The organism is Janthinobacterium sp. GW456P (genome assembly GCF_002127655.1).
Lineage (GTDB): Bacteria > Pseudomonadota > Gammaproteobacteria > Burkholderiales > Burkholderiaceae_D > Janthinobacterium.
In genome coordinates, this window is sequence record NZ_NEHB01000042.1 from 1 (window position 1) to 14,043 (window position 14,043).

The following is a 14,043-nucleotide window of genomic DNA, read 5'->3' on the forward strand; positions in this document are numbered from 1 at the left end:
GAGGCGCGCAGCGCCGAGCGTCCCAATGCGCCCCGTGAACGCAACAATGAGCGCAACAACGAGCGCGGCGGTCCCGGCCGCAATGGCCGGATGCAGGAAGCGGAGCGCTGACGGCTGTGCCGTCTGTCGCGCCGTATCGACGTTCACGCCGCAAAATGCGCAGTTCGTCACATGCCGGAGGTAAAGTCGCCGTGGTTTGTCTACAGTACGACCACTGCTCTTCCTCCAAAGTGGCTGCAGTGACTTTTCCGGCTATTTTGTCTAAACGAAATAGTTTTCCGCCAGCTTACCCAGCTGGCTTTTTTTTGCCTGGCCGCCTGCGCCATGGCCGCCGCCGCGCCCACCCTTAAATTTGGCTACAATACGTTTTTATGCAGCCGCCGCGCGATAAGCGTTGCCTGTTCTGACCGGCACTGATTGGATTTTCCATGCAAACCACCCCTCCTACCGAACACATTATTCCTCCCAGCGAATCGCTGATCGAATACCCGAGCGACTTCCCCATCAAGATCATGGGCCCGACGCATGTCGATTTCGCGCCGACCATGCTGGAACTGGTGATCAGCCACGATCCGACCTTCCACGCGGGCCGGATGGAAGAGCGCCCATCGGGCAAGGGCAATTACACGGGCCTGACCGTGACCGTGCGCGCCATCAGCCGCGAGCAGCTCGACGCTCTGTACACGGCGCTGTCCGGCCACCCGATGGTCAAGATCGTCATGTAAGGCGCGCTGCCGCCACGCTGGCCCGGCTCTTCGTGAGCAGCCAGACGGCGGCAAAGGCCGCGCTGGCCGCCGCCGTCACCCACAGCAGCGGTTTTGCGCTGCCGTCCGTGATGGCGGCGATGATGGCGCCGCAGGTGGCCGTAATCGCCATCTGCACGAAGAAGAACAGGCCCGAGGCGCTGCCCGCCTGGGCGCCATACGGCTGCAGCACGGCCAGCTGGCAGGCCGGAATGGCCATACCCACCGACACCATCACCAGCAGCATGGGCGCCACCAGCGACGCCACGTGCTGGGGCGCCAGCGTACCCGCCAGCAACAGGCAGGCCGCGCCTGCCACATTGATCAGCACCGCCACGCCCAGCATGTGGTCGGCGCCGAGGCGCGGTCCCAGCGCGCGGAACAGGCTCGACCCCGCGATATAGCCGCTCACCGTCAGCCCGAACACCAGCGCATACGCGCCCGGCGACAGGTGCATTCCTCTTTGCAATAGCACGGACGATTCCGCGATGAAGGGAAAATACGTGCAATACACGCAGCCGATGGCCAGCGCATAGCGCAGGAAATACGCGTCACCCAGCAGGCGGCGGTACAGCGCCAGGGTATTTCCTTGTGGTACGACGCTGGCCTGCTTGGTTTCGGGCACGTAGGCGGCGATCAGCCACAGCGACAGCGCGCCCAGCAGACACAGCACGCCAAACACGGCGCGCCAGCCGAAGGCCGCGTCGAGCACGCTGCCGGCCAGCGGCGCGAGGATCGGCGACAAGCCCATCGCCATCGAGATTTGCCCCAGCATGCGCGCCTGCGTGGCGGGATCGAAGCGGTCGCGCACCATGACGCGGCCGATGATGGTGCCGCAGCAGCCACCGAACGCCTGCAGCACGCGCGCGGCGATCAGCACGTGGACGTCGCTGGTGAAGGTGCAGACGATGCTGGCGAGTACATAAATGCCCGTGCCGGCCAGCAGCACGGGCCGGCGGCCCCAGCGGTCGGCCAGCGGTCCGCAGGCGAGCATCGAGGCGGCGGAGCCGGCCATGAACAGGCTCAGGGTCAGTTGTAACTGGGCATCGCTGGCATGCAGGGCATCGGCCATGGCCGGCAGCGAAGGGAGATAGATGTCGATGCTGATGCGCGACAGGCAGACCAGCAGCAGCACGATGCCGCCCCAGGCCCATACAGCGATGTGTTTCTGCATTGTTTTACACGATCCTTGCAAACGTGCGCCCCGCTGGCGCACCGGAACGGTGAGAATAGGATGGTTGTGGTGTAATGCGAAGTGCCAGTCATCAGAAAATTCATTGGACCACTTGGACGATCATCATGCCGCGAGGAAAATCACCGCACGCCCTGGACTTGCCGCGTCCCACCAGTTGGCTCGACCAGGCGGGCGTCAACAAGCAGGATGGCGCGTATGAAGCGCTGCGCTCGGCCATCCTGACGAAGATGCTGCCGGCGGGTAGCCGGCTGCCATCGAGCCGCACCCTGGCGGAACGGTGGGAGTTGTCGCGCGGCACCATCGAAACCGTGTTCGACCGCCTGCACGCGGAAGCCTACGTGACGCGCGTGCCCGGTTCCGGCACGCGCGTGTGCGCCGTGGTGCCGGAGCGTTTTTTGATGGCAGGATTTGCAGATACCGCCCCGGCCGCGCCGGCCAGCGCGCCCGCGCCCGCCTCGGACACGGGCGTGCGCGACGGCTTGCCTTTCGTGGCGCGGCGTGCCGACGCCAGCCTGTTTCCCATGGCCGCCTGGTCCAAGTGCGCCACGCGGGCGCTGGCGGCCGCCACGCCGGAGCAGCTGTGCAGCGCCGAGCCGGCCGGCCTGCCCCAGCTGCGCCAGCAGATCGCCGATTTCCTCGCCAAGTACCGCGGCATCCGCTGCGACCCGCAAGATATCGTGGTCACCACCGGCATCCGCCACGCGATCGACTTGCTGACGCGCGGCATCGTGCGCGATGGCGACAAGGTTTGCCTGGAAGAACCGGGTTACCCGGCCGCGCGCGCCCTGTTCGCCCTGGCCGGCGCCGTGCCCGTGGATATTGCCGTCGATGCCGAGGGCATCGATTGCGCCGCGCTGGCCGCGCATACGGATGCCTGCCTCGCCTACGTGACGCCGGCGCACCAGTCGCCGCTGGGCGTGACCATGTCCGTCACGCGCCGCCTGGCCTTGCTGGAATGGGCGAATGACAGCGGCGCCTGGGTGGTGGAAGACGATTACGACAGCGAATTCAATTACCACAGCGCCCCGCTGGCGGCCCTGAAGGCGCTGGACCAGTACCAGCGCGTGATTTATTGCGGCAGTTTTAACAAGACCCTGTTTGCCGGCCTGCGCGTGGGTTTCATGGTGCTGCCGCCCGCCTTGCGCCCGCAGCTGCTGCGCATCGTGCAGTTGACGGGCAGGTCCGTGGGCGTGACGGAACAGCTGGCGCTGGCCGCATGGATGGAGGAAGGCGCTTTCGTGCGCCATCTGCGCCAGGCCAGGCTGGCCTACAAGGAGCGGCGCGACCTGCTGCTGGCCTGCCTCGAGCAGACGGCGCCCGGGCGTTACACGATTTCCGGCCAGCAGGCGGGCTTTCATTGCGTGCTGTGGCTGCCGCCGGGAAGCGACGAACGGGCGTTTTGCGTGCGCGCGGCGCAGGACGGGCTGGCCCTGCAGCCGCTCGGCGATTTTTGCCACAGCGCCAGGCTTGCGCCGGCCGTGCTGCTCGGTTACACGGCCCTGAGCCTGGCCCAGGTGCGCCACGCTGCACAAAAATTGGGCAGATTGCTGTTGTCGCCGGCGCCCGCGGCTGAATGAAACGGCGGCCTGGCTTATAATCACGGCTTCGCCGCAGCGTCCGCAGGGCGCCGGCAGCTGATTACAGAATCTGTCATGACCACCACCCGCACCGAAACGGCGCTGATCCGCGAGCTGGGCCGCGTCGATTACGAGCCGACCTTTGCCGCCATGCGCGCCTTTACCGACGCGCGCACGACGGACACGCGCGACGAACTGTGGATCGTCGAACATCCGCCCGTATTTACTTTGGGCCTGGCGGCCGACCGCGGCCATCTGCTGGCCGGCGCCGACGCGATTCCCGTGGTGCAGACGGACCGGGGCGGCGAAGTCACCTTCCACGGCCCCGGCCAGGTGGTGATTTACCTGTTGATGGACTTGCGCCGCAACAAGCCGGGCGGCAAGCTGTATGCGCGCCAGTTCGTGCATAAAATCGAGCAAGCCATCATCAACGTGCTGGCGGCGTATAATCTTGCTGGCGAGCGCATCGATGGCGCGCCCGGCATCTATATTGCTGGCGGGCCAGACAAGGGTGCGAAGATCGCCGCGCTGGGCTTGAAAGTGCGCGGCAACGGCTGCACCTACCATGGCGTATCGCTCAACGTGGCGATGGACCTGGCGCCGTTTTCCTGGATTAACCCGTGCGGCTATTCCGGCCTGAAGACGGTGGACATGCGCAGCATGGGCGTATTGGCGCCGCTGGCCGAGGTGCAGCGGGCCCTGGCCCATGAATTGACCGTATTACTCGATGTAAGCGAAGTAAACAGCGCCGCAGGCGCGCCTCAGGCAGCGGATGCCTGAGCAAACAAACCAACATGCCCGTCAAGGGCTTGCAGCCATGACTTCTGAGACCATTTTCAGCACCGCCCCCGCCGCTCCCGCCTACAACCCGAGCGAAAAGCAAAAAGGCGCCAGCAAGACTTCGCGCATCCCGATCAAGATCGTTCCGATCGAGCAGATCGAGCGCCTGAAAAAGCCGGACTGGATCCGCGTCAAGGCCGCGTCGGCTTCGACCCGTTTCTATGAAATCAAGGATGTCCTGCGCGAAAACAAGCTCGTGACCGTGTGCGAGGAAGCCAGCTGCCCGAATATCGGCGAGTGCTTCGGCAAGGGCACGGCCACCTTCATGATCATGGGCGACAAGTGCACACGCCGCTGCCCGTTCTGCGACGTCGGCCACGGCCGTCCTGATCCGCTGGACAAGGACGAGCCGGCCAACCTGTCGAAAACCATCGCCAAGCTGCGCCTGAACTATGTCGTCATCACCTCCGTCGACCGCGATGACTTGCGCGACGGCGGCGCCGGCCATTTCGTCGAGTGCATCCAGCAAACGCGCGCCCTGTCGCCGAACACCCGCATCGAAGTGCTGGTGCCCGACTTCCGCGGCCGCCTGGAAAAAGCCCTGGACCTGTTCAAGGATGGCTTGCCTGACGTCATGAACCACAACCTGGAAACCGCGCCGCGCCTGTACAAGGAAGCGCGCCCGGGTTCGGACTATATGCACTCCTTGAAACTGCTGAAGGACTTCAAGGCCATGTACCCGGACGTCAAAACCAAGTCCGGCATCATGGTGGGCCTGGGCGAGACGGACGAGGAAATCCTGCAAGTCATGCGCGACATGCGCGAGCACGACATCGACATGCTGACCATCGGCCAGTACCTGGCGCCATCGAACAGCCACTTGCCCGTGCGCCGCTACGTGCACCCGGACGTGTTTAAAATGTTCGAAGAGGAAGCCTATAAAATGGGCTTCACCCACGCGGCCGTTGGCGCCATGGTGCGCAGCTCGTACCACGCGGACGAACAGGCGCACAGCGCCGGCGTGGAATCGGCGCTGAATTTCTAAGCAGCTTGCGCCGTATCAAAAACCGTCCGCTTCAGCCGGGCGGTTTTTTTTGCCTGATTGAGATGATGTACAATATCCTGTACAATTGTTGACATGTACTTTCCATGGAGCGCTGGCGCGGTATGAATATCCTGACTTTCAGCGAGGCGCGCGCGGGCCTGAAAAGCGTGATGGACGACGTCTGCAACGACCATACGCCCACCGTGATCACGCGCGTGAATGGCGAACACGTGGTGATGCTGTCCTTGTCGGACTACAACAGCATCGAGGAAACCCTGTATTTGCTGGGCACGGCCAAGAACGCCAGCCGGCTGATGGCGTCCGTGGCGCAGATCAAGGCGGGCAAGGCGCAGCCACGAGCATTGGCGCGGCATGAAAAACCGGAAGACTGAAAACAAGCAGCAGGCGCGCGTCGCCGTGCTGGCCTGGACTGATCATGCCTGGGAAGATTATTTGTTCTGGCAAGAGCGCGACCTGAAAATCCTGCAAAAAATCAACGACTTGCTCGATGAGTGCCTGGTCGATCCGTTCAAGGGCACGGGCAAGCCGGAACCGCTGAAAGGCGACCTGACGGGCTTTTGGTCGCGCCGCATCGACCGCCAGCACCGGCTTGTGTATCTGCCCGACGCGGGCTGCATCTACGTGGCGGCCTGCCGTTATCACTATGATGATAAATAGGCATTGCCCAGCCGTACCGTAACGCGGTAGCGGACGTGACGCGGCTATACTGATCAATGATGTTTTAAAAACATGATTGACGGGGGAGCCATGGACGTACGCATCGACGCATCGTGGAAGGCGCGGCTGGAGGGGGAGTTTGCCCAGCCCTACTGGGAGCGCCTGGCCGCCTTCGTGAAGGAAGAGTACGCGGCGGGGCCGTGTTTTCCTCTTGGTAAATTTATCTTCCGCGCCTTCGACCTGACGCCGTTCGAGCGGGTGAAAGTCGTGATTTTGGGGCAAGACCCGTACCATACGCCGGGCGCCGCCATGGGCTTGTGCTTTTCCATTCCTGACGGCAGCCCGGTCCAGCCGAGTTTGCAGAATATCTTCAAGGAGTTGCATAGCGATGTGGGCGTCGCGCGCACGCGCACGGATTTGTCCGATTGGGCGGAGCAAGGCGTGTTCTTGCTCAACAGCGTGCTGACGGTGCGCGCGGGAGCGGCCGGTTCGCACGCGGCCAAGGGGTGGGAAAAGCTGACGGACAGCGCCATCCGCCACCTGTCCGCCGAGCGCGAACACCTCGTGTTCATCCTGTGGGGCGGCTATGCGCAAGCCAAGCGCAGCCTGATCGATCCCGGCAAGCACCTGGTGCTGACGGCGCCCCACCCTTCACCCTTGTCGGCCAGCAAAGGTTTCTTTGGCAGCAAGCCGTTCAGCCTGGCGAATGCGTATCTGCAGGCGCATGGCCAGGCTCCCATCACCTGGGGATAAGTCATGACACAGTACGGCAACCGACAGCGGCAGGCGTTGCTCCCTGCCGCTGTCTTCGCGCGTAAAGGTTAAAAAGCTTAAAAACTGGTCGACAGGCCGGCATAAATGCTGCGGCGGGCACCGTATTGCGGCGCTCCCACGCCCACGCCGGAACCATCGCGCAGCAGGTACGATTTGTCGAACAGGTTGATCAGGGCCAGCCGTCCTTCCACCTTGCCCACGGGCGTGTTCTTCCACGTGTGCGTGAGCGCCGTGTTGACGGTGAAGTAACTGGGCAAATGGCCGGAATTCGGCGCGCCACCGTCCGGCGTCATGCGCAGGCCGCTGCCATACAGGAAGTCAGCGCTCACTTGCGAATCACCAAAGTGGTAGTGGCCACCACCCGACAGCGTGTATTTCTGGTCATGATCGAGGTAGACATAATTCTTGCTGATGTAGTTCAACTCATCGGCGCCAAACAGGGCTTGCCCCGAATTGATGTTGCGGCCCTGCGCCTTTTGCGTGCTGGCGTTGAGGAACAGGCCCCAGTTCTTCTCGCTGTAGATGGCGGACAGTTCCAGGCCCTTGGCGTAGCCGTCCGCATAATTGAATGGCGTCAGGATCAACGCCTGGCCGAACTGGCCTTCGTCGAGCAGGTTGCTGATCTTTTTATAGTACACGTCGGCCGTCACGGTCAGTTTTGAACTGACTTGATGGCTGATGCCCACGTCGTAGTAATGCGTGCGCTCGGCCTTGACGTTGTCGGACTGGCCGATTTCCGGCGCATTCGTCGTGTTCGCGTACAGGTCGATGCTCGCTTGCGCGGCCAGTTCCTGCGGCGGCGGCGTGAAGTAGCGCGAATAGCCGGCGTGCAGGGCCGTGCCTGGCGCGATCTGGTAAGCGAGGTTGACGCGCGGGCTCCATTGCTGCTCGTTCGTGTAGGCCGAGACCTTGTCGAAGCGGGCGCCGTAGTTCAGGGTCAGGGGCTTGCTGATATGCCATTCATCCTGCAGGTACACACTGGCCAGGGTGCCCGTCTTGCCGCTGTTGTCCAGCACCGTGATGGGCGTGGTGGAGGTTTGCGTGCCGTCCAGCGCGGGGAAGACGGCCACCGCGTTGTCGCTGGTCGTCTTCTGGCGCGTGTAGGCCAGGCCCGCGCGCACGGTGTGGTCCTGCTGCCATTTGTAGCTGATGTCGAACTGGGCGCCGGAAGCGCTGTTCGCGCGGCGCGAGTCCGAGGCCACGCCGTTGTAGATCAGGTCGCCGATGGCATCGGGCGTGAAGTGCAGTTGCGAATACTGGTGGAAGGCCGACAGCTGGTAATTGACGTCGCCCAGGCTTTTTTGCAGCGACAGCACGAGAAAACGGTTCACTTCGCGCTGGTTTTCATTCAGCTGCGATGACGGCAAGGTGGACGTGCCCGCCTGCGCGTCGCTGTGGCCGGCCAGCGAGAAGCCCGGTGCCTGGTCCGGGTTGTTCGGGATCTGGAAGCGGCCGCTATACGTGCCGAACATGGCGCCCAGGCGGGTATTGTCATCGAGGAAATACGACAGGCTGCCGAAGGTTTTATTCTGGCGCGTTTTGTCGTGCAGGGCGCTGCGCGTGGCTTGCGGGTTTTCCACGCCCAGTGCATTGCCCAGATAGCTGCCGGACAGGTAGTAATTGAACTTGCCCACGCTGCCGAAAAATTCGGCACTCGGCTCCACGTGGTCGTGGCTGCCGAGCATGATGCCGATGCGCCCGCCAGGCGTCAGTCCGCCCTCCTTCGTTTCAATATCGACGATGCCCGCCGTGCGCAGGCCGAACTGGGCCGGCAAGGCGCCCGTCATGAAATCGGTCTTGTCGATCAATCGCGTGTCGATCGACTGGCCGAAGCCGCTGATGCTTTCCGGCAGTTGCACGCCATTGATGCGGTATTGCACGTTGGCATGATCGTCGCGCACGTGCAGGGCGCCGGAACCCTTCGAATCCTGCGACACGCCCGGCAGGCGCAGCAGCACTTCATTGAACGGCGTGTTGTCGCCCTGGCCCAGCATGTCGACCATGTGGCTGTCGATGCTGTAGATGGTGGTGCCGACCTTCGGCGACAGCTCGATGCGCGCGCTTTTCAGGTGGGCGGACGTGACTTCCACCTTTTGCATGTCTGGCGGGGCGGCATCGCTACTGGCTTCGGCAGGCTCGGCGGCGTGGGCGGAAACGGTAAACAGGCTGGCAAGGGCGAGCGACAGCGCGCTCAGGCGTGGTGTGTGTTGCATGGTAAACCTCAAAAATAGTCAACGCCAGGCGGCCCGGCGCGCATGCGGAGAACGCGGCGCGCGGCGGTGCAGCCTGAAAAAGGATAAAACGGCGTGGGAACTACAGGGAGGCGGCAGGCGGGCCGCGCACGGGCGGCAGGATGAGGGCGGCGACGGGCGCCAGGGCAGCGGGCGCGAGGGCCAGCAGGCGGTACGGCAGTAACTGGGCGGGCGGTTCGGCGATGGCCGGCGGCACGGCGATGTCGGCCACCTTGTCGATGACCGTGGCGCACAGCGCGCACTCTTCCGCGTCGAGCATCGTCTTGTGCAGGTGCGATGCCGCCGTCGACAGCAGGAACACGAGGGCCAGCGCACTGAACAGCGCCACGCACAGCTGCCACGGCGTGCGCGCGAGGGCGGACGCCGGGTAAGGCTTGCGGGATGGCTGGCGGGAAGACATGGGCGCATAGTAGCAAGAAAATCGCCGCCTTGTCAGCGCTTGTTGCGTGATTTGCGCTGGAGCGGGCTTACACGGTGGCGCGCAGCTCGCGCGGCGAGAGGCCGTAGCGCTGGCGGAAACGGGCCGCGAAGCGCGACGGCGAGGCGTAGCCGCAGGCGGCCGCGATGTCGCCGATGGGCAGGATGCCAGATTGCAATTCCTGCAAGGCCAGTCCCAGCCGCACGTCTTCCAGGATGGCGCGGAAATGCCGCTGTTCCAGGGCCAGCTGGCGGCGCAGGGTGGAGGCGCCCAAGTGCAGCTGGCTGGCGACCTTGGCCACGCTCCAGTCGGCGCCCGGGTCCAGCAGCAGCACTTGCTGCACGCGCGCGGCCAGCGGATCGCGGCGGTCCAGCAGCAGCGGGCCGCAATGGCCGCCCAAGGCCAGGGCCAGCAGCAAGCCTTCCGCCTGGTGCGCCAGCAGCGCGGGCGGTGTGTTACTCGCCAGGCTGGCCGTCAGCTGGTTCCAGGCCAGCGCCGCATGCGTGTCGAGCGGCACGCACAGGCTGGCCGTGGCCGCCTGGCGCAGCTGCTTGTCGACGAGGCTGCCATGGCGCGCGCGGAAACGGGCGATCAGGGCCGGCGAAAAACTCAGCACTTCCGCCCGGTAGCCTTGCGCGTCAGGCAGGTTGGCCACGCCCAGTTCCTGCCCGGCCGGCATCAGCACCACGTCGGTGGTCGTGGCGCGGGCCTGGCGCGCGCCCCATTCCAGCAGCTTGGCTCCTTGCCGCACGCGGCACAGGGCGCTCTGGAAGACGGGCACGCGGCGCAGGGTTTGCGCGCGGCGCGCCTCGATGGTGCCGTGGGCGATGCGCAGCTCGCTCAAGGCCACCGCGTCCATCTCATCTGCCATACAGTCCCGTCAGTTGCGCCTTGCCCAGCGCGTTGGCATTGAGCATGTAGCCGAGCATGGCGCCGCTGGCGTGCTGGTCCAGGGGCAGCTTGTCCACGCTCAATGCCCAGACCGTGATCTGGTAGCGGTGGGCCTTGTCGCCGGGCGGCGGGCAGGCGCCGCCGTAGGCGCTGGCGCCGAAATCATTGCGCCCCTGCACGGCACCGGCCGGCAGGGTGCTGGCCGTGGCGCCGCCCGGCAAGGAGGTAGTGATGGCGGGCATATTGAACACGCTCCAGTGCCACCAGCCGCTGCCCGTGGGCGCGTCCGGGTCGTACACGGTGATGGCGTAGCTTTTGGTGCCGGCCGGCGCATTGCTCCATGACAATTGCGGCGACAGGTTGCCGCCCGTGCAGCCGAAGCCCTGGAATACTTGCGCGGGCGCCAGGCGCTGGCCGGGGGCGATGTCGGTGCTGGTCACCGTGAAATCGGCGGCGTGGGCGCCCAGGTGCAGAGCGAGGCCCAGCGTGACGGCGAGGAAGCGGGAGGCGGTCATAATTTTCCTTTCGATAAGTATAGGGGAAAGTGTATGCCGCGCAACATAACCGCGCGATGCCGATACGCTCGCTGATCGTGCCGAAACGCTCGTTTTCTCTTATTTCCAATGTTTCCATGAGCGTGTTGTGTCGTTTGTCGCTTTCTGACCGTGCATGATTTTCACTGTGGGGCTTTCATGCTATCGTTTCGCAGCCCAAATTTCCCAAAGTTTCCATGTCCCGACGCCCGATCAAGTGGTTGCTCAGTAAACTGCACCTGTATGCTGCGCTGTGGTTCGGCGCCCTGTTCGTCCTGCTGGGCTTGACGGGTTCCGCCATCGCCTGGATGCCGGAGCTCGACGCGTATCTGAATCCCAACTTGTTGCAGGCGAGCACGCCCGCGCCTGGCCAGGTGTTCCAGGTGACGCCGCGCACGGTGCAGGCGGTGGTGGACCGGCTCGCGGCGGACCCCGCCTACGGCAAGCCGAGCCAGCTCAATCCGCCCGCCGACGCGCGCGACGTGTATGTGGCCTCGTACCGCCAGCCAAACAAAGCTTCTGTCTTCAGCCAGGCCATCGTGCGCCAGGTGATGGTCGACCCCTACACCTGGCAAGTCAAAGGCGAGCGCGACTGGGGGCGCTTCGGCCTCACGCGCCCATTGCTGATGTCGGGCATGTTTCATTTGCACCGTTATTTATTGTCCGGTGACGTGGGCAAGACCATCACGGGGATTTCCGGCGTGCTGTTGCTGCTGATGGCCTTGAGCGGCATCTGCCTGTGGTGGCCGCGCCTGCAGTGGACGGCGGTCAAGCGCGCGCTGACCGTGTCGCATGGCGGCTCCTGGCCACGCTTCAATTACACGTTTCACAAGGCGGCCGGTTTCTTTGCCGCGCCCGTGCTGGCCATGCTCGCCTTTTCCGGCATCTATTTCAATTTGCCGCAATTGATCGTGCCCTTGGTGGAGCTGGTGTCGGCGGTGCCGGACACGGCAAAATTGAAAAATGTGGCCCGGGATGGCGCCCTGCTCGATGCGGGCCAGGCCATGGCCGCCGCGCAGCAGCTGTATCCGCAGGCGCGCGTGTCGCGCATCGTGCTGCCGGCGAAAAAGGACCAGCCGTACGACGTGCGCGTGCGCCAGCCCGGTGAAATCGCCCACGGCGACGGCGCCACGCGCATCACTCTCGATGCGCGCAGCGGCTTGCCCCTGCGCATACGCGATCCCTTGCGGGCGCCGGCCGGAGATGTTTTCCTGGGCTGGCAATTCCCCCTGCATTCGGGCCAGGCGTTCGGCGTGGCCGGGCGCAGTTTTATCACCCTGTTCGGCCTGATGCCCTTGCTGTTCATGCTGACGGGGACGCTGGTGTGGTGGAAACGGCGGCGCGGCCGGAAATAGGCGGGCGCCAAACCGATGCGGGGAAAGTTGCTATCATCATAGTATTTTCCGGCAGATCCGCTGTCCGGACTCACCCGCACAAGGACCAGCATGAGCAATCCCGACATCACCGTAGCAATGTTGAATGAACGCGGCACCGGCCGCCTGCCCGGCCACCTGGGCATCGTCATCACGGACGTGGGCGACGGCCAGCTGACGGCGGAATTGCCCGTGTTGCCGCATCTGCTGGCGCCGAATGGCTATCTGCACGCGGGCAGCGTGGTGACCCTGGCCGACACGGCGTCCGGCTACGGCTGCATCGTCAACCTGCCCGAGGGCGCGAGCAATTTTACGACCATCGAACTGAAGTCGAATCACCTGGGCACGGCCCGCGAAGGCACGCTGACCTGCACGGCGAAAGTCGAGCACAAGGGCCGCAACACGCAAGTGTGGGATGCCGTGGTGAAAAGCAAGGAAACGGGCAAGACGATTGCCCTGTTCCGCTGCACGCAGATGATTCTGTATCCCAAATAAGCTTAAATTTTTACCCAGTTACCTTTATACAAAACGGGTCCCGTCGGTCCGTTCGGATTCGGCGAACCGCCTTTTGGCTCCAGGGTAACGGCCAGCAAGGCCACGTCGTTGCCGATGGCGCGCTGGGACAAGGCCAGTTTAACGTTGCCCTTGTCGGCCAGCAAGCCGAGGGAGCGCGGGTTGCCGCTTTTCGGCACGGCCCACAGTTCCAGGTCGCGATCGGCAGGCACGGGCGCATTGCCCACCATACGCACCTCGAGCGCGCCGTGGCGGCTGTCGGCCGTCAGCAGCATGGCCGTTTGCGCCTTCTCGTCCGTCAGGCTGGCGACATAGCTGATCTGCGGCGCGTCCATCACGCGCGTGGCCACGACGATCACCAGCAGCGCGGCGATGGCGCTCGAAGCCATGCCCAGCGTACGCCAGAACGACAGCGCATCGCGGAACAGGGACCAGCCGCCTTGCGGCTTCAGGTGCAGGCGCTGCTCGATCTGCTGCCACACGCGCTTGGGCGGTGCCACGGGCGTGGCGAACTCCGCCATCGGTTCCAGGCGCTGGCGCCATTCGGCCGTGATATTGCGCAAATCGGCGTCGTTGTGCAGCCAGCCTTCGAAACGCCGCCGCGCGCCCCCTTTCAGGGTGCCCAGCACGTATTCGGACGCCAGTTTCTGGCGCAGGGTGTCATTGCCGCGGATATTCATGATGCCTCCCGTTTTGCCAGGCACGTGCGCAGCCGTTCCAGGCTGCGGCGTATCCACGTCTTCACGGTGCCGATCGGCAACGACATCTGCTGCGCCACTTCGCTGTGCGACAGGTCGTGATAGAACGCCAGGGCGACCACCTGCCGGTGCAGCCCTTCCAGGGCGGACATGCAAAACGCCAGCGCCTTGGCGTCACCGCTCAGCTGCAGTGATTCGATCGGCGTGGCCTGGGGGTCTCGGAGTGCATTCATGACTTCGCTATCAAACTGTTCGGCATCGATTTCCACGGTATCGTCGCTGCGCCGCAACACATCGAACGCCTTGTTGCGCACGATGGTGGCCATCCAGGTCATCGGCGCGGCCAGATGGCTCTGGTAAGCGGCGGCGTTGTTCCAGATGGCGACGAACCCCTCTTGCAAGGCTTCTTCAGCAAGCTCTTGCTTATGCAATATACGCAGCGCGAAGCCGAACAGTTTCGATGAGGTGGAGTTATATAGCTGGCGGAACGCCGTGGCGTCCTTGTTCCCGGTGGCAAGCAGCCAGGTTTTCAGTTGCTGCGGGTCGAGCGATTGAGCGGCTGGGGACACGGCA

16 protein-coding genes are annotated in these 14,043 nt (G+C 64.2%); 9 read left to right on the forward strand and 7 right to left on the reverse strand.

Annotated elements, in window-relative coordinates; translation table 11 throughout:
* Positions 1 to 428: 428 nt before the first annotated feature.
* On the forward strand, positions 429 to 725 hold the full coding sequence (locus tag CBW66_RS26140; protein WP_086140485.1) for a DUF493 family protein: 297 nt from the start codon (positions 429 to 431) through the stop codon (positions 723 to 725).
* On the opposite strand, the gene CBW66_RS26145 is transcribed toward CBW66_RS26140, so the two are convergent.
* Positions 718 to 1,917 carry a multidrug effflux MFS transporter gene (locus tag CBW66_RS26145; RefSeq protein ID WP_086140486.1) on the reverse strand — a complete coding sequence of 400 codons (1,200 nt, stop codon included), beginning with the start codon at positions 1,915 to 1,917 and terminating at the stop codon, positions 718 to 720. The two genes, CBW66_RS26140 and CBW66_RS26145, sit on opposite strands and share 8 nt — an antisense overlap.
* Before the next feature lie 125 nt (positions 1,918 to 2,042).
* On the opposite strand from CBW66_RS26145, the gene CBW66_RS26150 reads away from it, so the two are divergent.
* From CBW66_RS26150 to CBW66_RS26175, 6 genes are all read left to right on the forward strand, one after another.
* Positions 2,043 to 3,515: a PLP-dependent aminotransferase family protein gene (locus tag CBW66_RS26150; protein WP_086140487.1), complete on the forward strand. Its 1,473-nt coding sequence runs from the start codon at positions 2,043 to 2,045 to the stop codon at positions 3,513 to 3,515.
* 75 nt (positions 3,516 to 3,590) lie between these two features.
* Positions 3,591 to 4,295, forward strand: a complete 705-nt coding sequence (gene lipB / locus CBW66_RS26155) for a lipoyl(octanoyl) transferase LipB (RefSeq protein ID WP_086140488.1) — start codon at positions 3,591 to 3,593, stop codon at positions 4,293 to 4,295.
* Positions 4,296 to 4,332: 37 nt separating this feature from the next.
* Positions 4,333 to 5,340 carry a lipoyl synthase gene (lipA, locus tag CBW66_RS26160; protein WP_086140489.1) on the forward strand — a complete coding sequence of 336 codons (1,008 nt, stop codon included), beginning with the start codon at positions 4,333 to 4,335 and terminating at the stop codon, positions 5,338 to 5,340.
* Positions 5,341 to 5,462: 122 nt separating this feature from the next.
* Complete coding sequence (locus CBW66_RS26165; RefSeq protein ID WP_070223351.1) at positions 5,463 to 5,732, forward strand: type II toxin-antitoxin system Phd/YefM family antitoxin; 270 nt, start codon at positions 5,463 to 5,465, stop codon at positions 5,730 to 5,732.
* Positions 5,713 to 6,018: a Txe/YoeB family addiction module toxin gene (locus tag CBW66_RS26170; RefSeq protein WP_086140490.1), complete on the forward strand. Its 306-nt coding sequence runs from the start codon at positions 5,713 to 5,715 to the stop codon at positions 6,016 to 6,018. The genes CBW66_RS26165 and CBW66_RS26170 overlap by 20 nt, the downstream gene beginning before the upstream one ends.
* Before the next feature lie 90 nt (positions 6,019 to 6,108).
* The gene (locus tag CBW66_RS26175; protein WP_086140491.1) at positions 6,109 to 6,771 is read left to right on the forward strand and encodes a uracil-DNA glycosylase; all 663 of its coding nucleotides are present in this window, start codon (positions 6,109 to 6,111) and stop codon (positions 6,769 to 6,771) included.
* Positions 6,772 to 6,848: 77 nt separating this feature from the next.
* Here CBW66_RS26175 and CBW66_RS26180 read toward each other — a convergent pair whose 3' ends face one another.
* The 4 genes from CBW66_RS26180 to CBW66_RS26195 form a co-directional block, all read right to left on the reverse strand.
* Positions 6,849 to 9,005, reverse strand: coding sequence for a TonB-dependent receptor (locus tag CBW66_RS26180; protein ID WP_086140492.1), 2,157 nt, complete (start codon positions 9,003 to 9,005; stop codon positions 6,849 to 6,851).
* A 100-nt stretch (positions 9,006 to 9,105) separates the two neighbouring features.
* Positions 9,106 to 9,444, reverse strand: a complete 339-nt coding sequence (locus tag CBW66_RS26185; protein WP_086140493.1) for a hypothetical protein — start codon at positions 9,442 to 9,444, stop codon at positions 9,106 to 9,108.
* Positions 9,445 to 9,511: 67 nt separating this feature from the next.
* On the reverse strand, positions 9,512 to 10,333 hold the full coding sequence (locus tag CBW66_RS26190) for a helix-turn-helix transcriptional regulator (protein ID WP_205701202.1): 822 nt from the start codon (positions 10,331 to 10,333) through the stop codon (positions 9,512 to 9,514).
* Positions 10,323 to 10,868 (reverse strand): YbhB/YbcL family Raf kinase inhibitor-like protein, encoded by a 546-nt coding sequence (locus CBW66_RS26195; RefSeq protein ID WP_086140495.1) that lies wholly within the window; start codon positions 10,866 to 10,868, stop codon positions 10,323 to 10,325. Before CBW66_RS26195 ends, CBW66_RS26190 begins: the two co-directional genes overlap by 11 nt.
* A 215-nt stretch (positions 10,869 to 11,083) precedes the next feature.
* Between CBW66_RS26195 and CBW66_RS26200 the strand changes: the two genes are divergently transcribed.
* Positions 11,084 to 12,241 carry a PepSY domain-containing protein gene (locus CBW66_RS26200; RefSeq protein ID WP_086140496.1) on the forward strand — a complete coding sequence of 386 codons (1,158 nt, stop codon included), beginning with the start codon at positions 11,084 to 11,086 and terminating at the stop codon, positions 12,239 to 12,241.
* Positions 12,242 to 12,331: 90 nt separating this feature from the next.
* On the forward strand, positions 12,332 to 12,754 hold the full coding sequence (locus CBW66_RS26205; RefSeq protein WP_086140497.1) for a PaaI family thioesterase: 423 nt from the start codon (positions 12,332 to 12,334) through the stop codon (positions 12,752 to 12,754).
* A gap of 2 nt (positions 12,755 to 12,756) precedes the next feature.
* Here CBW66_RS26205 and CBW66_RS26210 read toward each other — a convergent pair whose 3' ends face one another.
* Together CBW66_RS26210 and CBW66_RS26215 are read right to left on the reverse strand one after the other, a co-directional pair.
* Positions 12,757 to 13,452 (reverse strand): anti-sigma factor, encoded by a 696-nt coding sequence (locus tag CBW66_RS26210; RefSeq protein ID WP_086140498.1) that lies wholly within the window; start codon positions 13,450 to 13,452, stop codon positions 12,757 to 12,759.
* Positions 13,449 to 14,039, reverse strand: a complete 591-nt coding sequence (locus CBW66_RS26215) for a sigma-70 family RNA polymerase sigma factor (protein ID WP_070312662.1) — start codon at positions 14,037 to 14,039, stop codon at positions 13,449 to 13,451. Before CBW66_RS26215 ends, CBW66_RS26210 begins: the two co-directional genes overlap by 4 nt.
* Between the last annotated feature and the right edge of the window lie 4 nt (positions 14,040 to 14,043).